The organism is Rhodospirillaceae bacterium (assembly GCA_040219235.1).
Lineage (GTDB): Bacteria > Pseudomonadota > Alphaproteobacteria > Rhodospirillales > Rhodospirillaceae > WLXB01.
In genome coordinates this window covers 590,302-611,533 of record JAVJSV010000012.1, presented here as the reverse complement: position 1 = coordinate 611,533, position 21,232 = coordinate 590,302, and the positions used below count along the sequence as shown (strand labels likewise).

Annotated in this window: 15 protein-coding genes and 1 tRNA gene; 4 read left to right on the top strand and 12 right to left on the bottom strand. The window is 53.0% G+C overall.

Going from position 1 to position 21,232, the window contains the following annotated elements:
- Window positions 1-110: 110 nt before the first annotated feature.
- Both RIC29_13055 and RIC29_13050 read right to left on the bottom strand, forming a co-directional pair.
- The gene (locus RIC29_13055; GenBank protein MEQ8735847.1) at window positions 111-719 is read right to left on the bottom strand and encodes a ribonuclease D; all 609 of its coding nucleotides are present in this window, start codon (window positions 717-719) and stop codon (window positions 111-113) included.
- A gap of 70 nt (window positions 720-789) precedes the next feature.
- Window positions 790-876: transfer RNA gene (locus RIC29_13050), tRNA-Leu, on the bottom strand.
- A 236-nt stretch (window positions 877-1,112) separates the two neighbouring features.
- On the opposite strand from RIC29_13050, the gene RIC29_13045 reads away from it, so the two are divergent.
- Window positions 1,113-2,093, top strand: coding sequence for a complex I NDUFA9 subunit family protein (locus RIC29_13045; GenBank protein ID MEQ8735846.1), 981 nt, complete (start codon window positions 1,113-1,115; stop codon window positions 2,091-2,093).
- On the opposite strand, the gene RIC29_13040 is transcribed toward RIC29_13045, so the two are convergent.
- Both RIC29_13040 and RIC29_13035 read right to left on the bottom strand, forming a co-directional pair.
- On the bottom strand, window positions 2,090-2,722 hold the full coding sequence (locus RIC29_13040; GenBank protein MEQ8735845.1) for a DsbA family protein: 633 nt from the start codon (window positions 2,720-2,722) through the stop codon (window positions 2,090-2,092). The genes RIC29_13045 and RIC29_13040 overlap by 4 nt on opposite strands.
- Window positions 2,709-3,512, bottom strand: coding sequence for an undecaprenyl-diphosphate phosphatase (locus RIC29_13035; GenBank protein ID MEQ8735844.1), 804 nt, complete (start codon window positions 3,510-3,512; stop codon window positions 2,709-2,711). Before RIC29_13035 ends, RIC29_13040 begins: the two co-directional genes overlap by 14 nt.
- 372 nt (window positions 3,513-3,884) lie before the next feature.
- Here RIC29_13035 and RIC29_13030 point away from each other — a divergent pair, with 372 nt between their 5' ends.
- Together RIC29_13030 and gltB are read left to right on the top strand one after the other, a co-directional pair.
- Window positions 3,885-5,375 carry an NAD(P)-dependent oxidoreductase gene (locus RIC29_13030; protein MEQ8735843.1) on the top strand — a complete coding sequence of 497 codons (1,491 nt, stop codon included), beginning with the start codon at window positions 3,885-3,887 and terminating at the stop codon, window positions 5,373-5,375.
- Window positions 5,376-5,386: 11 nt separating this feature from the next.
- The gene (gene gltB / locus RIC29_13025) at window positions 5,387-9,988 is read left to right on the top strand and encodes a glutamate synthase large subunit (protein ID MEQ8735842.1); all 4,602 of its coding nucleotides are present in this window, start codon (window positions 5,387-5,389) and stop codon (window positions 9,986-9,988) included.
- 27 nt (window positions 9,989-10,015) lie between these two features.
- Here gltB and RIC29_13020 read toward each other — a convergent pair whose 3' ends face one another.
- The 5 genes from RIC29_13020 to RIC29_13000 all read right to left on the bottom strand — a co-directional run bounded on the left by RIC29_13020 (window position 10,016) and on the right by RIC29_13000 (window position 15,443).
- The gene (locus RIC29_13020) at window positions 10,016-11,413 is read right to left on the bottom strand and encodes a leucyl aminopeptidase family protein (protein ID MEQ8735841.1); all 1,398 of its coding nucleotides are present in this window, start codon (window positions 11,411-11,413) and stop codon (window positions 10,016-10,018) included.
- Between the two features lie 73 nt (window positions 11,414-11,486).
- Entirely contained in the window at window positions 11,487-12,584 is a 1,098-nt protein-coding gene (locus tag RIC29_13015; protein ID MEQ8735840.1) for a TAXI family TRAP transporter solute-binding subunit, read from the bottom strand.
- A 108-nt stretch (window positions 12,585-12,692) separates the two neighbouring features.
- Window positions 12,693-13,514, bottom strand: coding sequence for a betaine/proline/choline family ABC transporter ATP-binding protein (locus RIC29_13010; GenBank protein MEQ8735839.1), 822 nt, complete (start codon window positions 13,512-13,514; stop codon window positions 12,693-12,695).
- Window positions 13,511-14,368: a proline/glycine betaine ABC transporter permease gene (locus tag RIC29_13005; GenBank protein MEQ8735838.1), complete on the bottom strand. Its 858-nt coding sequence runs from the start codon at window positions 14,366-14,368 to the stop codon at window positions 13,511-13,513. The genes RIC29_13010 and RIC29_13005 overlap by 4 nt, the downstream gene beginning before the upstream one ends.
- A gap of 76 nt (window positions 14,369-14,444) precedes the next feature.
- Complete coding sequence (locus RIC29_13000; GenBank protein MEQ8735837.1) at window positions 14,445-15,443, bottom strand: ABC transporter substrate-binding protein; 999 nt, start codon at window positions 15,441-15,443, stop codon at window positions 14,445-14,447.
- Between the two features lie 166 nt (window positions 15,444-15,609).
- Here RIC29_13000 and gloB point away from each other — a divergent pair, with 166 nt between their 5' ends.
- Window positions 15,610-16,377: a hydroxyacylglutathione hydrolase gene (gene gloB / locus RIC29_12995; GenBank protein ID MEQ8735836.1), complete on the top strand. Its 768-nt coding sequence runs from the start codon at window positions 15,610-15,612 to the stop codon at window positions 16,375-16,377.
- A 30-nt stretch (window positions 16,378-16,407) separates the two neighbouring features.
- On the opposite strand, the gene RIC29_12990 is transcribed toward gloB, so the two are convergent.
- The 3 genes from RIC29_12990 to gmk are packed head-to-tail and all read right to left on the bottom strand — an operon-like array spanning window position 16,408 to window position 21,231.
- A complete protein-coding gene (locus RIC29_12990; protein MEQ8735835.1) occupies window positions 16,408-19,491 on the bottom strand; it encodes an efflux RND transporter permease subunit in 3,084 nt (1,027 codons plus the stop codon).
- Window positions 19,488-20,561 carry an efflux RND transporter periplasmic adaptor subunit gene (locus RIC29_12985; GenBank protein ID MEQ8735834.1) on the bottom strand — a complete coding sequence of 358 codons (1,074 nt, stop codon included), beginning with the start codon at window positions 20,559-20,561 and terminating at the stop codon, window positions 19,488-19,490. The genes RIC29_12990 and RIC29_12985 overlap by 4 nt, the downstream gene beginning before the upstream one ends.
- A 31-nt stretch (window positions 20,562-20,592) precedes the next feature.
- Window positions 20,593-21,231, bottom strand: a complete 639-nt coding sequence (gene gmk / locus RIC29_12980) for a guanylate kinase (protein MEQ8735833.1) — start codon at window positions 21,229-21,231, stop codon at window positions 20,593-20,595.
- Window position 21,232 lies beyond the last annotated feature (1 nt).

The following is a 21,232-nucleotide window of genomic DNA, read 5'->3' as shown; positions in this document are numbered from 1 at the left end:
CCAAGACCGTTCTGTCAAAGACTGACCAACACACCTAATCGTTGAACTCAGGATAAGAGTATGGCGACTCGACAGAATCCGGTCAACGCAAGGCTTTGAAGGAGTTTTAATTAATGGGCAAATATGTCTTCGTCTGGCCAGCCCGCCACGTCCAAAGCCGCCCGATCAGGCAAAAACCGAAAACACGCCTCTGCCAGATCACGACGGCCTTCACGATCAAGCAAATAATTCATTTCAGCCATTAATTTGTGGAGATATAGAACATCAGCCGCCGCATATTCGATCTGCTCTGGTTTGAGCGTCTCTGCGGCCCAATCCGAAGACTGCTGTTGTTTTGAGATTTCAATCCCAAGGTAATCGCGACAGAGGTCTTTCAACCCGTGCCTGTCCGTGTTTGTCCGGCACAACTTGGACACTGTGCGGGTGCAAAAGGCCGGTTCACATCGCACACCCAAGTGTTTAAGGATCATAGCCAGATCAAAGCGCGCAAAATGAAAGATCTTTGTCAGGCTTTTGTCGGTAAAAATCGCCTTGAGGTTTGGGGCATCATAGGGCGCGCGTACTTGCACCAGATGGCACTCTCCATCGCCCGCAGACAATTGCACAACGCACAGCCTGTCTCGGGCAATACTGAGGCCCATGGTTTCCGTATCGACCGCAACGGCACCAGAAAAAGTAATGTCAGACGGTAGGTCACCTTGATGTACATGATTGGCCACAAGCGCCCCCGGCGGTGAAGTATTGAGATGCACCGGCTTTCCAACAGGTGCGGCATCGGATGCCCCAAAATGGTGCCCAGGAGAAGACTCGAACTTCCACGACCTTGCGGCCACTGGCACCTGAAGCCAGCGCGACTACCAATTCCGCCACCTGGGCACAGACGAGCGTCCATGCATGGACGTCCGGACTTTGAGCGGGAAGGGATATAGCCATCTCCCAGCCTTTGTCAACGAAACCCTTGCTCTGTCTGCTCTGAAGAGCACTTATGCTTGGCATGAGTCTCGCGCGGATTCATTGCCATTACCGAGCAATTATGCGAGCTTCCAGCATCATAGAAACACGGCTGGAAAGGCGTATAATAACGTGCTGGCTGAAGTCGGAGAGGACCCGCAATGAAGAACCGATTGGTCACGGTTTTTGGAGGCTCTGGATTTGTCGGACGGTATATCGTCCAGCGCTTAGCCGCGGCCGGAGCGCGCGTGCGCGTGGCCGTGCGCGACACGGAAGAGGCTGATTTTCTGAAAACATGCGGTGATCTGGGCCAAATCAGTTTCATTCCAGCATCCATTACCTCAGACACCGAAGTGAACCGAGCCGTCGATGGTGCTGATTTTGTGGTCAACTGTGTTGGCATCCTATTTGAACGGGGCGCCCGATCTTTCAACGCCATTCATGTCGACGGGGCTGCGCGCGTGGCCAAGGCGGCAAAAGCAGCAGGTGCACAGCGATTTGTTCAGCTGTCAGCTTTAGGGGCCGATGCAGAGTCTAAATCCGCCTATGCGCGCTCGAAAGCGGCTGGCGAACAGGCCGTTCTGGCAGCTTTCCCTAAAGCAACACTCTTACGACCGAGTGTCATATTCGGACCGGAAGATGGTTTTTTTAATATGTTTGCTGAACTAGCGCGTATGTCGCCTGTTTTGCCTTACTTCACGTCTATTGTGCCCCATGCAGAAGGCGGCGGCGGCACTAAGTTTCAACCCGTATATGTGGGCGATGTTGCGGCAGCCGCTGTTAGCGCCCTCACGGAGAATGGCTACGAAAGCAAGACATACGAGTTGGTTGGGCCGACCGTTTATACCATGCGCGAAATTCTTGAAATGATCTGCCGCTACACGGACCGCACCACTTGGATATGTGGACTGCCGTTCTGGGTGGCACGGATTCAGGCGGTCTTCTTGCAGCTTTTGCCCACCCCCCTACTCACGCCAGACCAAGTTAAACTATTAAGGGTTGATAACATCGCAGACGGCAGCAAGCCCGGCTTGGAGGCTTTTGGCATCGCACCAGAAACTGTAGAATCCATTGTGCCGACATACCTTCGGCGTTTTCGGCCCTATCAGCAGCTTAAGAAGATCAGGCTAAACGCCCGTTAACTTTTTAGGGCAACTTCGAGAAGGGGCAATCGATCCACACCCCAGTAAAACTCTTGAGCGAGCGTGAAAGATGGGACGCCGAAAACACCAGCTTGCTTTGCGGCCTTAACCCAATCGTCATGCATTGCCTGAGCAGAACCCGATTCAAGTAAATCCGCGAGATCTATTAGGTTCACTCCTAGATTACGCGCCAAAGCACGACAGTCATCCTCTGCTGTCGCGACGCCTTGAACATAGATGTGATCAAAAAGTGCCAAACTGAACTGTTCGCCTACTCCTAGCATTGTCGCCGCCACCGCATAAAGCGTTCTCCGTGTCGCCAACATTAAGGGAGGCTTGGGCTCATTGTAACGAACAGTGTAAAAGTCGGCCCAGCGGGCCAAATCTGCCTGCCTATAGCTCTCTTTATAGTGACCTGACACACGGGCACCCCACCAATCTTCAGCAGCATTATCCCACTTAAATGGGGCATAGTCGTTTGAAGGAACTAAACAGGAACTCATAACTGGGTGCCACGCAATGTTTACCCCGGTTTCCTTCTGAAGCCTCGGCATCTGAGTGGCGGCAATGTAAGAGTATCGGCTACCAATTCCAAAAAAGAATGCAACCCTCTTCTTAGACCCAACCATAGGCAACCGCTAACAGCGCGAGACCTAAAATCACACGATAGATCACGAACGGCGTGAACGATGCCCGCTGTAACCAAGCCATAAGTACCGTGATTGAGAATATTGCGACCACAAAGGAGAGGCCCGCTGCGGCGACAACGCCCTGGGTCATCTGGACGTCGTCGACCTTCTGTAACGTCAAGCCTAACCACAGCCCTGAGGCTGCAATGGTTGGAATGGAGAGCAACATTGAAAAGCGCGCGGCTTCAGACCGTTCATACCCAAGAAAGCGGGCCGCCGTCATTGTAATGCCAGAGCGACTGGTGCCAGGGATCAGCGCCAGCACCTGCGCTACACCAATGATGACCACATCAAGATACGTAGAATGATCCAGGCGTTTGACTGTCATACACATTTGGTCTGCAACATATAATAAGAGGCCAAAACCAAGCGTGGCCCATCCTATCACCTGGATCGACCGCAGCCCCTCACCCACATACTGATCAAAAACATAACCAGCGAGTAGCACAGGAAGTGTCGCGACGATGACTTGGCCCGCAAGACGCGCGCCGGGGTCACGACGCCCTCTGAACAGGCGAAAAACGCCCGTGATCATGGCCATAAGATCTTGCCAAAAATAGATCATAACCGCGCCCAACGTGCCGACATGGACGGCCACGTCCAGCATAAGCCCTTGATCGGGCCAGCCCGCAAGGATAGGCACCAAAACCAAATGTCCCGACGAACTGATCGGCAGGAATTCTGTTATGCCCTGGACAATGGCCAGTACGATAATTTGGGTCAGAGCCACGGCATACTCGGAGTTAAGGCAATTGGATTCTTATAGCATGGGCTCGATTCGCCAAACAGCACCACTTTAGTAATCATATGTTTACTAAATAGAGTGCCAAAAGCAAGAACTCACCCTTGAAAATGCCCATCCTCCGGCGGCCTCATGATAATTAAGTCAATAAAGCTGACTTAATGGGTGGCTTTTTCATGGCCAAACGCCATTCTGCCCATTATAATCATCACAATATAAAAGTCTGACGTAACAGACCTTCACAAGGGACAGGCCGAGAATCGGCCAGCGTTCGATCCACAGTTCAAAGTTAAGCGCCATATCCGAACATGGCGGTAACCGGCTTGGTCTTCGTGACCAGCCGAGAGGAGGTATTCGACCATGAGCCAGAAAAAATCGAACCAGAAAAAATCCAGGCCGATGCTTCAGTTTATAAATCTCAATCAGGCTTTTCCTGACAAGAGGCCCCCAGAAACCCGCCGCCAAGACTTCGGCGAAATTTACGACCAGTTTTCGGATGATGAAGCTGCTGATCAGGCTTCGCGGTGCGAGCAGTGCGGCATTCCATTTTGCCAGGTTCACTGCCCCGTTCAGAACAACATTCCAGACTGGCTGAAACTCACAGCTGAAGGCCGCCTTGAAGAAGCCTATGCCGTTTCCTCTGAAACCAACAATATGCCAGAGATCTGCGGGCGGATTTGCCCGCAAGACAGACTGTGTGAAGGCTTGTGTGTCTTAGAACAATCCAAGCATGGCACCGTTACGATTGGGTCTGTCGAGAAGTACATCACCGATACCGCCTGGGAAAATGGTTGGGTTAAACCAGTTCAACCACTTCAGGAACTTGATCAAAGTGTCGGCATTATCGGTGCTGGCCCGGGTGGCATGGCCGCCGCTGAAGAACTGCGTAAACGCGGGTATGCGGTTGAGATTTATGACCGATACGACCGTGTCGGCGGTCTACTCATTTATGGCATCCCCAACTTCAAACTTGAGAAAGAAGTGGTCCAGCGCCGCGTAAAACTGCTCGAAGACTCCGGTGTGAAATTCCACATGAACGTCAACGTCGGCGAAGACATTAGTTTCGCAGACCTGCGCAAGAAACATGACGCGATTCTTGTTATGACAGGCGTTTATAAGGCCCGCGCGCTCAACGTCCCAGGTGTGGGCGCAGACGGCGTGTTCCCGGCCATGACCTATCTCACCGCCTCCAACCGCAAAGGATTGGGCGATTCCGTGCCTGCCTTCGAAGATGGCACTTTGGACGCAGCAGGCAAAAATATTGTGGTTATTGGCGGTGGTGACACCGCCATGGATTGCGTACGCTCCGCCATTCGCCAGGGTGCGAAGTCGGTGAAATGCTTGTACCGCCGCGACCGCGACAACATGCCCGGATCACAGCGCGAAGTGAGCAACGCTATTGAAGAAGGCGTTGAATTTGTCTGGCTCTCGGCCCCCGAAGCCGTGCTCCACGATCAAGACAATGTGGCGACAGGCGTTCGCGCTGTGCGGATGCGCCTCGGCACCCCGGACGCCAGCGGTCGCGCCAAACCTGAAGTCATTGAGGGATCTCAATTCGTGATCCCTGCCGATTTGGTTATTGAAGCGCTTGGCTTCGATCCTGAAGATTTACCGCACCTTTTCGGCGAGCCGGAGTTGGGCGTTACCCGTTGGGGCACACTCAAAATCGATTACCGGACTTTGATGACAAACATGGACGGCGTTTTCGCGGGTGGCGACATCGCGCGTGGTGCATCTCTGGTGGTCTGGGCGATCCGAGATGGCCGCGACGTCGCGGCCAGCATCACCAAGTATCTAACTGAACAAAAAGCGGGCGCGGGCGCGACTGCACCCCTTCGTAAAGCAAGCTGAGGATGACCGACATGGCCCCTAAAGACAGCATTCAAAACTTCTCCACCGCAAAATTCGGCTTAGAGTCCGGCGCAGACTTCGTTCGCAACTGGACAGAAAACGCCAAGATTTTGCAGCAAGCAGGCGCTTACGACCCCGCCTGGGAACACGACAACTGCGGCGTCGGCATGGTGGTCGCCATAGATGGTAAACCGAGACGCGAAGTTGTGGTTGCCGGTATTGAAGCCCTTAAAGTGTTGTTTCACCGTGGCGCTGTGGATGCCGACGGTAAAACCGGCGATGGTGCCGGGATTCACGTTGAAATTCCGCAGGACTTTTTTCACGAACATATTGTCCGCACCGGTCATGAATTGGCTGAAGACGAAACACTAGCCGTCGGCATGGTGTTCCTACCTAAATCTGACCTAGGGGCGCAAGAAGTCTGCCGCACCATAGTTGAAAGCGAAGTCTTAGCCGCGGGCTATACCATTTATGGCTGGCGTCAGGTCCCCGTCGAAATCTCGGTTATCGGTGAAAAAGCCAACGCAACGCGGCCTGAAATCGAACAAATCATGTTGTCCAATCCACGTGACATGGATACGGAAGCACTTGAGCGCGATTTGTTTGTCGTGCGCCGCAGAATCGAAAAGCGCGTCAAGGACGAAGCAACAAATGACTTTTATATCTGCTCGTTATCCTGCCGCTCGATCATTTACAAAGGCATGTTCCTCGCGGAACAACTGACGACGTTCTATCCAGATCTTCTCGACGAACGTTTTGTGTCTTCCTTTGCGATTTATCACCAGCGGTATTCCACCAACACTTTCCCCACTTGGCGGCTGGCCCAACCGTTCCGGATGCTGGCCCACAACGGTGAAATCAATACCTTGATCGGCAACGTCAACTGGATGAAAGCCCATGAATGCCGTTTAGAATCAGACCTTTTCGAAGATGACATTGAAGACTTAAAGCCGATCATTCAAAGCGGCAGTTCGGATTCTGCCGCTCTTGATTCCGTATACGAATTGGTCTGCCGCGCCGGGCGAAGTGCGCCGATGGCCAAGTCATTGCTGATACCTGAAAGCATCAGCCAGAATGCTGTCATGCCAGACAACCACCGTGCTTTGTTTGCGTATTGTAATGCCGTGATGGAGCCCTGGGATGGCCCAGCCGCGATTTGCGCCACAGACGGTCGGTGGGTTATCGCCGGTATGGACCGTAACGGTCTGCGCCCGATGCGCTACACCCTCACCAAAACCGGTCTTCTGATTGTGGGATCGGAAACCGGCATGGTACGCGTTCCAAATGCTGAGATTGAAGAAAAAGGCCGCGTCGGACCTGGCGAAATGATTGCTGTCGATCTGCAAGAAGGAAAGTTTTTTGGTGATCTCGAACTGAAAGACATGCTGGCCGCTGCCAATCCCTATCAAGAGTGGATCAAAAAAACCAAATTACTCGACACACAAGTCACAGAAGACGCGCCTGAAACAGGTGAGATGACAATCGAAGAGTTACGTCGTCGCCAAGTCACCTATGGCATGACCATGGAAGACCTAGAGCTCATCCTGCATCCGATGGTAATGGATGCCAAGGAAGCCACGGGGTCTATGGGCGACGATGGACCATTAGCTGTGTTGTCAGACAATTACCGTGGTCTGCACAATTTCTTCCGGCAGAACTTCAGTCAGGTAACAAACCCACCCATCGACAGCCTGCGTGAAACCAGGGTCATGACCTTGAACACGCGCCTTGGGAATCTTGGCAACATCCTTGATGAAGACCCAAGTCAGTGTGATGTATTGCAGCTTCCCAGCCCCGTCCTGACCAATGGTCAGTACAAAGTGCTGCGTGAGCACATGGGCGACAAGGCCGTCGATATTGAATGCTCATTCGACGCGACAGGTCAAACCAAGAACGCCCTGCGTAAAGCGATCTCCCGCATTCAAAAAGAAGCGGAAGATGCCGTCCGTGGAGGCAGCACTTACGTTGTGCTGTCTGATCGCAATATTGGACAAGACAAAGCACCGATCCCCATGATTTTGGCAACCGGTGCCGTGCATACACATCTGACCCGGCAAAAACTCAGAACCTTCACGTCATTGAATGTGCGCTCAGGGGAATGTCTCGACACCCATTATTTTGCCGTCCTCATTGGCGTTGGGGCCACAACCGTTAACGCCTATCTGGCACAAGAAGCGATTGTAGACCGGCACGGCAAAGGCTTGTTTGGCGATATACCGCTGGCTGAAGCCATGGCGCGATTCAAAAAAGCCATTGATGAAGGCCTGAGAAAAATCATGTCCAAGATGGGCATCTCGGTCATCAGTTCATATCGCGGTGGTTACAACTTCGAAGCGGTCGGGTTATCTCGATCTTTGGTCGCTGAATTCTTCCCTGGCATGACCTCCAGAATTTCTGGAATCGGGATGCCCGGCATTCAGAAGAAGATCAAAGCCCAGCATAGAAAAGCGTATCAGCCAGGTGTTATTACTCTGCCCGTAGGGGGGTTCTACCGCTATCGCGCGCAGTCCGGCGACGCCCACAGTTTCGACGGACGCCTCATCCATACGCTGCAAGCTGCTGTTGAGAAAGACAGCTATCAGATATTCCAGCGTTATTCCGAAGGTCTTAGAAAACTCCCGCCGATCAGTTTGAGAGATCTGCTCGATTTTCGCCGCATCAATGAGCCCGTCCCCCCAGAACAGGTGGAGTCTACAACAGAAATTCGCAAACGGTTTGTGACCCCAGGCATGTCGCTGGGAGCCCTTGGACCCGAGGCACACGGCACACTGAATATTGCCATGAACCGGATCGGGGCAAAGTCGGACTCTGGCGAAGGGGGCGAAGACCGTAAACGCTACAAACCAGCTCCAAATGGCGACAACGCAAATTCCGCGATCAAACAAATTGCGTCGGGCCGGTTTGGTGTGACGGCAGAATACTTAAACCAATGCCGCGAGATTGAGATCAAGGTTGCCCAAGGCGCAAAGCCAGGAGAAGGCGGGCAACTACCCGGTTTTAAAGTCACTTTGGAAATCGCAGAACTGAGACATGCGACGCCCGGTGTGATGTTGATTTCGCCACCACCGCACCACGATATTTATTCCATCGAGGATTTGGCACAGCTCATTTACGACCTAAAGCAAATCAATCCGAAAGCACGCGTGACCGTTAAACTCGTTTCACGCACAGGCATCGGCACCATTGCCGCTGGCGTTGCCAAAGCCAATGCTGATGTCATTTTGATCTCCGGTCACTCAGGCGGAACCGGTGCCAGTCCCCAAACCTCTATCAAATTTGCAGGTCTTCCTTGGGAGATGGGGCTAACAGAAGTCCACCAGGTTCTGACGCTCAACCGCTTGCGCCACCGCGTGCTATTGCGCACCGATGGCGGCCTCAAAACTGGACGCGATATTGTCATGGCGGCCATGATGGGGGCTGAAGAGTTTGGCATCGGCACCAGCTCTTTGATTGCCATGGGCTGCATTATGGTGCGCCAGTGCCATTCCAACACTTGCCCTGTTGGGGTCTGCACACAAGACACCGAGTTGCGTAAGAAGTTTACGGGCACACCAGAAAAGGTTGTCAATCTGATGACTTTCCTGGCAGAAGAAGTGCGCGACATATTGGGTGAGCTTGGTTTCTCGACTTTGGACGAAATCATCGGCCGCACAGATTTGCTCCAGCAAGTCAGCCGCGGCTCAGCCCACCTGGACGATCTGGATTTGAACCCTCTGTTGGTCAGGCCAGACTCCGGCGGGTTGCCAACACGCAACATGACCAAAGGGCGCAATGAGGTTCCAGAAACCCTGGATGCACAGATGATCCGGGATGCGGCACCGGCGCTTGAAGATGGTGAAAAAATGCAGTTGACCTACAACGTCAACAATACGCAGCGCGCCATTGGCACAAAGATGTCCCATAAGATCGTAACCAAGTATGGCATGACCGGCTTACAACCGGGCCATATTACGGTACGCCTGCGTGGCAGTTGTGGGCAATCTCTTGGCGCGTTTGGTGTTCAAGGTCTGAAGCTTGAAGTGCTCGGTGATTCCAATGATTACGTCGGCAAAGGCTTGTCGGGTGCAACCATTGTGATTCGGCCGACGACCTCCTCAACGTTCCCTTCACACCTCAACACCATCATCGGTAACACCGTGTTGTATGGCGCGTCCTCGGGTAAACTCTTTGCTTCTGGACAAGCCGCTGAACGCTTTTGTGTGCGCAACTCAGGCGCAATTGCAGTGGTTGAAGGTTGTGGATCCAATGGCTGTGAATATATGACCGGCGGCCAGGTTGTTATTCTTGGCCCCGTCGGACCGAACTTTGGCGCGGGCATGACCGGCGGCATGGCGTTCGTATACGATAGCAACAAAGACTTTGAGCATCGCGTCAATACGGATTCAGTAATCTACCAACGCATTGAAGTCGGACATTACGAAGCTTTGCTCAGAAATCTCGTCACTGAGCATCACAAAGAAACCGCTTCAGCCTGGGCGGAACAAATCCTCGTCAACTGGGATCGCGAAGTGCGGAATTTTTGGCAAGTCGTACCAAAAGAGATGCTTAATAAACTCGAGGTTCCGGTGAATCGCGATGCGCCGCATACAAAAGAAGATAAGAAAAAAGCCTAAACACCAAGACTGAGTTATCCCAGCGCATCAGCCATAACGCTGTTGAAAAACATCGAAAATGGCGCGCTGGGCATAGGCTTCTCCACCAACTGGGCGACCCGGCTTGTCGTCTGGATTCCATCCGAACAAATCCAGATGGACCCATGATACATCGTCTTTGACAAAGGTCTTAAGAAAGAGCGCCGCCGTAATGGCACCGGCTAAACCCGATTCGCCTGAATTGCTAACGTCAGCGATCTTACTCTCAATCAATCTCTGATAATTACTCCACAAGGGCAACTGCCACATGGGATCATGAGTGCGTGTACCCGCCTCTATAAGGTCTCGGGCAAGCGTATCGTCAGATGAAAAGAGTGCCGGAAGTTCAGCACCAAGCGCCACGCGTGCCGCCCCTGTCAACGTCGCACAGTCGATAATCACGTCAGGAGAGTCTTCACAGGCCAAGGCCAAAGCATCCGCCAGCACAACGCGCCCTTCCGCATCTGTATTTCCAACCTCAATGGTCGGCCCCAAACGCGTGGCGACAACATCACCAGGCCGAAACGCATTCCCGGAAATAGCATTCTCAACGGCAGGAATCAGAACGCGCAGGCGAACGGGCAACTGTGCACGCATGATCCAATCGGCCAGACCAAGAACCGTCGCCGCGCCGCCCATATCTTTTTTCATAAGGCGCATACCGCTGCTCGGCTTAATATTTAGACCACCGGAATCAAAGCATACCCCTTTGCCCACTAGCGTCACCTTTGGGGCCGTCACATCACCCCACGTCAGGTCGATCAACCGTGGAGCGAAATTAGCCGCCCGACCCACGGCGTGTATGGCCGGCAGGTTTTTTGAGAGCAAGTCGTCACCAACTGTAACCTCAAGCTCAGCGCCGTACGTATCTGCCAAATCTTTCGCAACGGCGGCGAGCGCGCCAGGCCCCATATCTTCCGCCGGCGTATTCACCAAATCGCGCGTTAAAATAGCGGCGTAGGCCGCCCCTTCCACATAGGCGCGGTTTGCGTGCTCCGGCCACACAAGCTCTGCCAATTTTTCGGCGTCTTTCGATTTATACCGATCAAAGCGATAGGCACCGAGAGTCCATGCCAGAGCCAGCCATGTTGCAACCCAAGATTTCCGGTCCTGGTCAACACCAGCAATCTCATCCAGAGAATATGTCGCGACTGGCAAGGCCGTCGATAACCGGCCAGCGGCCCAACCGTCTTGCCCATTGCCAAGCCCGACAAGAGCCCGGGCCAATGTACCTTCAGCACTAGAGATAACGCAGACTTGTCCTGCATCGGCGTTAAAAGACATCGTCGTCAGCCACGCCTTTACAGACTCTGGCTGAGTATTTTTCCAAGCCTCTAAACCTTCGGATGTAACAGCGGTGACGGGCACAGCCTGAGAGGCCGCCTCAACAAGAGGAAGATGTATCATGTGGTCAAACGTCCTTCTTTAATAAACCGCTTTATGAATCCGCTATATAAACCTGGTGTGAAGCGAAGCACATTTACCGTATGGAACGCAGAGATTCAGCGTCTGCGGTCGCATCAGCGGCCTGGCCTACCAGAGTGCCCTGCTCGATATAATATTGTCGGGCGCCAGGATGTATTTGAAAGCCAATCCCTTTGATGGCGCGCGAGATATCCATCAATCGTGCTCGGGGATGACTGTTTGCCAGCAAAGGCACCGTATTAGGATGCCAGATCGCACGCGTGATCCCATACGCCAGTTCGTTTGGCATATCGTCTTTCACGAGCAACACGGCGCCAACATCAAGAGTTTTTGTCGGAGGGTTGTCGCCATAGATACCTTCAGGAATAGTTCCCATAGAGTAAAAGGGGAAAATCCTAGCCAGTTGTTCGGCGATTGGCCCATCAATAGCCACGAATGAAAGTGGGACACGCTCCGCAAGATCCTGAATAGCCAGGGCCGGAGCGCCACTCACCAGAAAGAACGCATCAATATCGCCGGCCACTAAGGCCCCGGTCGAAGGTTCAAGGTTTAGGTTTAAGAGTTTCACATCCTCAAACCGAACACCAAAAGCCTGGAGGATCAGGCGGGCATTGATTTGAGAGCCTGAACCGGGGCCACCGATGGAAACGCGTTTTCCTTTCAAATCAGCGACCGTGTCTATGCCCGCATCCGCGCGCGCAATAAGATGAATATTTTCAGGGTACAAATTGGCAATCGCTCTGATTGAGCCTCGAGGGGCTTCATCTACAAATGCACCCGTTCCATAATAAGACCAGTAAGCAACATCCGCTTGTGACAGCCCCATCGTCATCGTGCCGGCATCAATAGCCTTGATGTTATCGAGGGATCCGCCGGTTGACTGCGCCACAGCGATTAACCCAGGCACGCCACAGCTACCACCCCTTTCACAGGGTCGCGACCCGGGCGGGTTAGAAATGATGTTTCCGATCAGGCCGCCGATTGGAAAATATGTTCCAGCCGTCGAGCCGGTTCCAATGCGGACGATGTTGAGGTCTTGCGCCTTAGACGGGCCGGGCGCGATCATCGTTAGGGCCAGAGTCACGGCAAAGGCGGCTAAGGCCAGCGTGGCCCAGCTATAATGTTGCCGGAGAGTAAAGCTTATGGTGTGCACCGCTTTCTGAAGTGTCCATTTCTATGTTGCTAAGGTCACATAACATACCTGCGCCTCAAACGTGGCTTTATTTCGGCTTAAAAGGTTCAAAAAAGCTGCCAGAGCGGGCTACGGCGTGACCGGCAGCCGAAGGTCATCAGTAAAAGCGCGCACATAGGCATCTGCAGGATGATCTATAATATCCCGCCCAGACCCAATTTGGACAATTGACCCATCGCGAAGAATGGCGATTCGCGTTCCCACCTTTACAGCTTCCGCCAGATCGTGAGTCACAAACACGATGGTTTTGTTTAGGTCCCGTTGCAGTTCCAACAGCAGGTCCTGCATTTCTCGGCGAATGAGAGGGTCTAAAGCCGAGAACGGCTCATCCATCAGCAAAATATCTGCACCCGACGCCAGCGCCCGCGCCAAGCCAACCCTCTGGCGCATTCCGCCAGACAGTTGATGGGGCAGAGACTCGGCAAATCCTGTAAGGCCAACGCGCTCAATCCAGGTCTCGGCTTTAGACAGCCGTTCCGCTTTTCCGCATCCCTGGATTTCTAATCCAAAACCAATATTTTCAAGAACAGAACGATGCGGGAGCAAGCCAAACCCCTGAAACACCATCGCCAGGCGTTTCCGGCGCAAAGCCCGGAGATCAGCGGAAGACAGGGTGGTCAAATCGACGCCGTCAATGGATACCGTGCCGCTGGTCGGCGAGATCAATCTATTGATGAGGCGCAACAAAGTGGACTTGCCAGAGCCGGATAGCCCCATAATCATAAAGACCTCGCCATCACTGATACGCAGGGAGGTCTCTGCCAAAGCGACCGTGGAGCCGGTCTGCTCACGAATATCTGCAACCTCCACACCATCACGGCTCAAGGCCAATGCCTGCTCGACATCTTTTCCAAATACTTTAGAGGCGTGATTTAACGTGATCAGCGTCATGAAGCGCCGCGATGAATTTGAATGCGGCGAGCATAAGCCTGCGTCGTACGATCCAACACGATGGCCATTGCCACAATGGCGAGACCTGCTGCAGCCCCCCGTCCGACATCAAGCGTGTTAATTCCCAGCAGCACTTCCTGACCTAACCCGCGATTACCGATCATTGAGGCGATAACAACCATAGACAAAGCCATCATCGTCGCCTGGTTAATCCCGGCCATAATAGATGGCAGTGCAAGCGGCAACTCGACTTTCCATAGGCGTTGACCGGGGGTTGCCCCAAAGGCATTCGCCGCCTCGAGCACCTCTTTATTGACCTGACGCAAACCAAGGTCTGTCAGACGAATAACCGGCGGCACAGCATAGATAACAGTCGCAATAATGGCTGGCACTTTGCCAAGACCAAACAACATTAGAGCCGGAATCAGATATACGAAACTTGGCAAGGTCTGCATGGCATCTAAAATCGGTAAGCCAATAAACCTGACTTTATTGGACCGGGACAGCAGCACGCCAACGGGCAATCCAATAATGACGGCTAAAGTGGTTGCCACAATCATCAGCGCCAGGGTTTGCATAGCTTCGTCCCACAGCCCCAGCACACCCATTAAAAATGACAGAGCCATTAACCCGATTGCCAATCTCAGACTGCGGCTTGCCCCATAGGCGCATAAACCGATGAGCAGCAATACAAACCACCAAGGCGCGTCGCGAAAAAAACTTTCGAAGGCCACTAACAGGCCGAGCAGACCATCAGCGAACACCTCAAAAACATCGCCATAATTGATGATCAACCAATCGACGAACGCGTTGATCGGCGGTGCAATGGAGATTTCAAAGAAATCTGGGAACATGATGCCCTATATGCCGCAATTAAATCAGAAGCACAGTGTGCACGAAAACATCTGAATATGCGAAATACTGTCTGAACTAGCTGGCAGAGTCAGATAGTGCCGCGTCAATTTTTGCTTTACGCGCGGCGTCTACCCATTCTGACCACACGTCTGAACGCGTGCGCAGAAAGCGCTCCGCTGCGTCCCCCGCACGTCCACCGGTCTCTTCCATATAGGCCAGCGCTTCACTGACCAGCGCCGAATCTGTTTCATAACGCTCTAAAAAGGCGATCACGTTTGGGGCAGACTCAGAAAACCGGCGGTTGGCACCAATGGCCACCTCCACAACCGGGTAAGCCGTGGCTTGAGTCGGTTGCGCATCCGTCGCCAAAGCCATGAAAACCTCCGCGTCATAGGCAGGTTCGCTCAGTTGGACCATATCGTACTTCCCAAGCACCCAAGTTGGGCCCCAGTAATATGTCAAAATGGGCTGCTGACGCAGATAGGCCGACGCAATGGCTGCCGCCAAAGCAGCGCCCGTGCCTGGTCGGAAATTTGTGTAGTGCTCTTCAAGATCATAGGCTTTTAACTTCGCACTGTTGATCACTTCGCAATTCCAACCTGCGATGCAATTGTAAAAGCGTCCTTTGTCTGGCTCCTCGGGATCAGAGAACAGCGCCTTGTAGTTGGGCAGATCAGACACATCTATTAAGCCGGGCGCGGGAGCGTTTTCGCCGCTCACCAGATAGCGTGGGACATACCACCCCTGCACCGCATCTGGAAAATTCGTGCCAACCTCAACCACTTGACGACGGCGTAACCCGCGATTCCACACTTCAGTGACGTTGTCTTTCCAGACTTCCATAACGATATCGATATCGCCCTGGGCAACGCCCTGCAGAAGTGGAATCGTTGTGCCCGGCAAAACATCAGTTTCACAGTCATAGCCCTCTTCAAGAATAAACTGGGCGACAGCGGTATGAAACGCGTTGGATTGCCAATCCATGCCCGCGAACACGATAGGGCGATTGAGTTCACAAGCCGCAGCGGGTCCAATAGAACACAGTGCGACGAAGACAAAAATAAAGCTGCGCATAGAGGTAAACCTAACCAAGTGGCCACTAATCTGCAAACGTCACAAAAAAAACCGGTGTTTAGAGCATGGGCTATCCGATGCTGGTTTTATTATCTGAAGACGCGATAGACTTACTTGACTGTGTGGTTGACCACACACCTTAAGCACCGACATGCAGGAGTCACACATGCCTTTGGATATTCATCAGATCCCCGTTCTGAATGATAATTACGTGTATCTGATCAGAAATCAAAACAGCGGAAAGGTCGGCGTCGTCGATCCCGCCGTTGCGACTCCGGTTTTAAAGCAGGCAGATGATCTGGGTTGGGTCATCACTCACATTTTTAATACCCATCATCACGGTGATCACACCGGGGCTAATCTCGAAATTAAATCTAAGACCAATTGCACCATCGTTGGCCCTGGGCATGACAAAGATCGCATCCCGGGGATCGACATTGAAGTCAACGATACTGATACCTTCGCGTTTGGCGATAGCGTGGCGCAGATCTTTTTTGTGCCCGGCCACACCCGAGGTCATATTGCTTATTGGTTTGAGGACTCTGACGCGCTGTTCTGTGGCGACACATTGTTTTCAGTAGGCTGTGGTCGCGTATTTGAAGGCACCATGGATCAAATGTGGTCAAGCCTTAGTCGATTGCGCGCGTTGCCGCCGCAAACCCGTGTGTACTGCGCCCATGAATATACGCAAAGCAACATCAAGTTTGCCGTCAGTGTAGACCCTGACAACGCGGCACTCAGAGCGCGCGAAGCTGAGGTGAAAACCAAGCGCGACAAAGGCCAACCCACTGTCCCATCGCTCTTGGGCAACGAAGTCGCGGTGAACCCGTTTTTACGCGCAGATCAAGCTGATTTGCAGCAGGCCATCGGCATGGTGGGTGCCAGCCCTGTCGACGTTTTTACCGAAGTCCGGCAGCGCAAAGACAACTTCTAGAACACGCCCTGATTCTTCTCACGAGACTCCTTACTCCGCGGGCGCACCCTGCTGAGCGAGAGGAGCCGTCGCATGGCCTTCTAGGTTACGTCGCTCACGCGACAAGAACGTATAGACAACGGGCACAACAAAGAGTGTGAAGAAAGACCCGAACAACAGCCCGCCCACAATCACCTGACCGATTTGTTGCCGGCTTTCAGCGCCCGCGCCAGTCGCCAGAGCAAGCGGTACAGCCCCCAAAACCATAGCCCCTGTGGTCATAAGAATGGGCCGCAAACGCAACACAGCCGCTTCAAGGGCGGCTTCCATTTTATCCATACCCTGGGCGCGCCGGGAGTTCGCAAACTCGACAATCAAAATGCCGTGCTTAGAAATCAAACCAATGAGGGTAATCAACCCAACCTGACTGTAAACGTTGAGCGATCCATTGGTCAGCGTCAATGTCAGCAAGGCGCCGGCGATAGCCAAAGGGACCGTGATCAGAATAATGAAGGGATCTACGAAGCTTTCAAACTGAGCTGCGAGCACAAGATAGATAAAAGCAATCGCCAAGATAAACACGAGGGCCAAACGACCTGAAGCATCCTTAAACTCACGGCTAACTCCACTATAATCAATCTGCACAGGGACCTGAGCCACATCACGCACGGTGCTTTCCATCAAGGTCAAGGCTTCTCCAAGACTGAGAGTCGGATCAACGTTGGCGGAGAGGGTCACCGCCCTCAGCCGATTGAAGTGCACCAACTCGCGTGGCGCGACGGTCTCTTCAAACTGCACCAAATTGGCTAGAGGAATCATGGCATCATCGTTGCCACGCACAAACAATCGCGCCAAGTCACGAGGGTCAGCCCGTTCCGACTCTTCAACCTGAACAATAACGTCGTACTGCTCTCCGGCCCGCTTGAACCGGGTCACATCACGCCCGCCCAAAAGGGTTTCAAGCGTGCGGCCAATCGTTGCCACTGAGACTCCAACATCGACAGCTTTGTCACGGCTAACGGTGGTTTTTAATTCAGGTTTATTGAGTTTTAAGTTCGATTCCAGGTCACGAATTCCAGATCCAGGCCCAAGCCGGGCAATCACATCATTAGACAACTGATCAAGGTCTTGATAAGTGCCTGTGGTGCGCACCACGAGTTCAATTTGTTTTGTTCCCCCACCACCTGAGCCAAAGGTGGGCGGCACGGTGGCAAAAGCAAAAATGCCTGGAATGGCGAAAACCTGGGGGCTGACAATCTCGGAAATCTCGTAACTCTTCCGGTCGCGCTGATCCCAAGGAATTAAGGTCGAGAAGGTCGACGTGATGGTTGAAACCGGAAAGCCAACCATCGTCATGAAATTCTCAATTTCTGGAATATCTTTTACGATGTCTTCAACATGCTGCGCGTTACGCGACATATAATCCGGCGTTGCTCCTTCCGGCCCAACTTGCGCAATAATCATCAGGCCGCGATCCTCAATTGGCGTAAGTTCCTGCTTGAGATTCAAAAACATAAACCCGCCCGAAGCCGCAATCACCGCAATCGTGATCACCACCAAAACTCTCGCTTTGAGCGCGCGTGACAATGACGACCGATAGGCTGCCGACATACCATTCATTGCGGATTCAAAATAACCAACAACCCTGCCTTTTTCTTTTTCAGGACGCAAAAGGCGGCTGCACATCATCGGGGTGAGCGTCAACGCCGTAAAGCCCGACACCAAAACCGCGCCGGCGAGAGTCAGCGCAAATTCTGTAAACAACTTCCCAATCGTACCCGACGCGAATGAGACGGGAAAAAACACTGCCGCAAGCGTTGTGGTCATGGCAATGATGGCAAAAGTAATCTGGCGCGAGCCCTTTACCGCCGCTTCAAAAGGCGCCATGCCACGTTCAATTTGACGGTGAATGTTTTCCAGCATGATGATGGCATCATCCACCACCAAACCAATCGCCAAGACAAAGGCCAACAAGGTCAGCGTATTAATACTAAAACCAAATAAGCTCATGATCGCCATTGAGCCAATCAGGGAAACAGGAATCGTGACCAGTGGGATAATCGTCGCACGGGCGGTGTGTAAAAACACAAAAATGACGATCGACACCAGCACGATGGCTTCTGCAATCGCAAAATACACCGCTTTGATCGACTCTGTAATGAAGACGGTCGTGTCATACCCAATCCGCGCGTCCACGCCTTCTGGCATGCCAGCAAGAATATCCGGAAGCGCTTCTGTGACGACCTTACTCACATCAAGCGGGTTTGCCGTAGATTGCTTGACGACCCCAAAGGCGACGGCCTGACGGCCATTGATTTGGCTGTACTGTCGCTCTTCCTCTGGGCCAAGTTCGATGCGTGCAACGTCTTGTAAACGTACCAGATATCCATTGGCATCCCGCAAGATGATTTGCGAAAACTCATCCGGTGTTGTCAGGTCTGTCTGAGCAACAACAGAATATTCGCGGTCGATACTTTCAATGCGCCCAGACGGCACCTCAATATTCTGCTCTCGCAGCGCCTGCTCGACGTCTTGCGCTGTTACACTAAAGGCGGCCATCCGTGCCCGGTCCAACCAAATCCTCATCGCGTAACGACGTGATCCAATCAACTGGACGTTTGCAACACCTGGCAATGCCTGCACCTGATCCACAGCCAAAGTTTCGATGAACTCGGTTAAGTCCAGGGCTGAGTGCCGGTTTGTTGAGAATGCGAGATAAATGATCGGGCTGGCATCGGCCTCAACCTTGGCAATGACAGGTTCATCAACCTCACTCGGGAGTAAGCCGCGCGCGCGACCCACCCGGTCGCGCACATCTGACGCGGCTGCATCGGGATCGCGATCCAACAAAAACCGAATAGTGATTTGGCTTTGCTCAGACCGGCTGATCGAACTCACATAGTCTACGCCTTCGATACCAGAGAGCCCATCCTCCAGGATATTCGTCACCTGGGTTTCCATAATCGCTGCGCTGGCACCGGGATAGAAACTGGAGACGGTCACCACCGGAGAATCAATATTTGGGTACTCACGGATCGACAGCGACTGCAACGAGATTAATCCGATCAATACGATCACCAGATTGATGACCGTCGCCAGAACGGGACGCCGTATGCAAAGCTCCGTGAGGCTCATGCCCCAGACTCCGTCATGGCGCTGACATCGACCACGGGCGAACCCTCGCGCAATTTAAGTTGACCTGCCGTCACGATTTGCTCCCCTGGTTCAAGACCTGAGGTCACTTCAACCTGACCATTGCGGCGACTGCCCGTTTCCACATCGCGCAAACTGACCACGCCGTTCTCGACCACAAAAAGTGTTTGACGACCCTGAACAGGCACCAAAGCTCTTTCTGGAATCATAATCGCGTTCTCGCGCGTGCCAAAAATAATCGCAATCCGCGCAAAAAGACCTGGGCGCAAACGACCGTCCGGGTTCGGGACGACCGCGCGCAAGGTAACACTGCGCCCTGAAGCGGCAATCCGGGGATCAATGGCATAGACTTCACCCTCAAACGTCTCATCGGGAAAAGCATCAACAGAGACACGCACGCTTTGACCTGGTTGCACCACCGACAACAAAACCTCGGGCAACGCAAAGGCCACCTTAATGGGGTCAATCGCCTCGAGATTGACGATTTCTTGCCCTGCGGTGAGATAATCCCCCGGGCTGACGCGGCGAATGCCAATCACACCAGAAAACGGCGCCCGAATTTCTGTTCGCTCAAGACGGGCCTTGGCCAAATCAAGTGTGGCACGGTCTTCCTGTAATTTTGACGACGCTTCATCTAAAGCGCGCTGCGTGCCTGCACCTCTGTTTTCCAGGTCTACCGCACGATCATAATTGGCCTGCGACAACTTGAGCCGTGCTTCTGCCTGGTTAAACTCGGCGCGATAAATATCGTCATCAATGGTGATAATCAAATCGCCCTTGGCAATCGGTTGACCTTCGATAAAGCCAATCTCTTCCACCCGTCCCGCAATCTCAGAACGAAGGATTACCGCCTCATCAGAGGCCAGGGAGCCCACAGCCGTCTCGAGTTCAATGAAGCGTTGTGTCGTGACGGTCATCATCTCAACGGGCACACCAGGGCGTGGACCCGTTGGGCGTCCAACACGGTCATCGCCGCCACCGTCCCCTAAATAGACATAGGCTGTGCCTATTAATGCGACAGCCAAAACACCTATAATTATTAATCGAGTCATCAAGCCACTTTCCAGCGCACCCAGGCACGCTCTATCCGTTACGCCGCATGGAATTTACAAAGTCACCCAAACCAAGGCGGCGCGAACGCCGTAACCGCTCCGCTTTTAAGATGGCCTGCACATTTTGGATGCTTTCTTCTATCACGTCATTGACGATTACGTAGTCATATTCTGGCCAATGACTCATCTCGTCGTAAGCTTTTGCCATGCGCTTGCGCACGACCTCTTCTGAATCTTGACCGCGTCCCGTTAAACGCTTTTCCAACTCTTCGTAGGATGGCGGCAATACAAAGACACTGACCACATCGTCGCGTGCGGATTCACGCAACTGCTGCGTCCCCTGCCAATCAATATCGAACATGACATCATTGCCAGCCACAAGGTGGTTTTCAACCAAGCTGCGCGGTGTGCCGTAAAAGTTACCGAACACTTCTGCATGTTCCAGCAAGTCATCGGCCTCTACTTTGCGCTTATAATCGTCCTCAGAGACAAAGAAATAGTCGCGCCCTTCCTCTTCCCCGGGCCGTGCTGCACGGGTGGTCATAGAGACAGACATATATAGGTCGTCTTCTCGCTCCAAGAGCGCACGGGCAATGGTGCTCTTGCCGGCACCAGAGGGTGAAGACAGAACCAACATGAGGCCCCTATGTTCGATAGGTGACTGTGCCATT

Bases quoted from the DNA above. Each gene is read 5' to 3' on its own strand.
- RIC29_13045 (MEQ8735846.1), top strand. From the start codon at position 1,113: ATGAAGAACCGATTGGTCACGGTTTTTGGAGGCTCTGGATTTGTCGGA.
- RIC29_13040 (MEQ8735845.1), bottom strand. From the start codon at position 2,722: ATGGTTGGGTCTAAGAAGAGGGTTGCATTCTTTTTTGGAATTGGTAGC.
- RIC29_13030 (MEQ8735843.1), top strand. From the start codon at position 3,885: ATGAGCCAGAAAAAATCGAACCAGAAAAAATCCAGGCCGATGCTTCAG.
- gltB (MEQ8735842.1), top strand. From the start codon at position 5,387: ATGGCCCCTAAAGACAGCATTCAAAACTTCTCCACCGCAAAATTCGGC.
- RIC29_13020 (MEQ8735841.1), bottom strand. From the start codon at position 11,413: ATGATACATCTTCCTCTTGTTGAGGCGGCCTCTCAGGCTGTGCCCGTC.
- RIC29_13010 (MEQ8735839.1), bottom strand. From the start codon at position 13,514: ATGACGCTGATCACGTTAAATCACGCCTCTAAAGTATTTGGAAAAGAT.
- RIC29_13005 (MEQ8735838.1), bottom strand. From the start codon at position 14,368: ATGTTCCCAGATTTCTTTGAAATCTCCATTGCACCGCCGATCAACGCG.
- RIC29_13000 (MEQ8735837.1), bottom strand. From the start codon at position 15,443: ATGCGCAGCTTTATTTTTGTCTTCGTCGCACTGTGTTCTATTGGACCC.
- gloB (MEQ8735836.1), top strand. From the start codon at position 15,610: ATGCCTTTGGATATTCATCAGATCCCCGTTCTGAATGATAATTACGTG.
- RIC29_12990 (MEQ8735835.1), bottom strand. From the start codon at position 19,491: ATGAGCCTCACGGAGCTTTGCATACGGCGTCCCGTTCTGGCGACGGTC.
- RIC29_12985 (MEQ8735834.1), bottom strand. From the start codon at position 20,561: ATGACTCGATTAATAATTATAGGTGTTTTGGCTGTCGCATTAATAGGC.
- gmk (MEQ8735833.1), bottom strand. From the start codon at position 21,231: ATGGCACAGTCACCTATCGAACATAGGGGCCTCATGTTGGTTCTGTCT.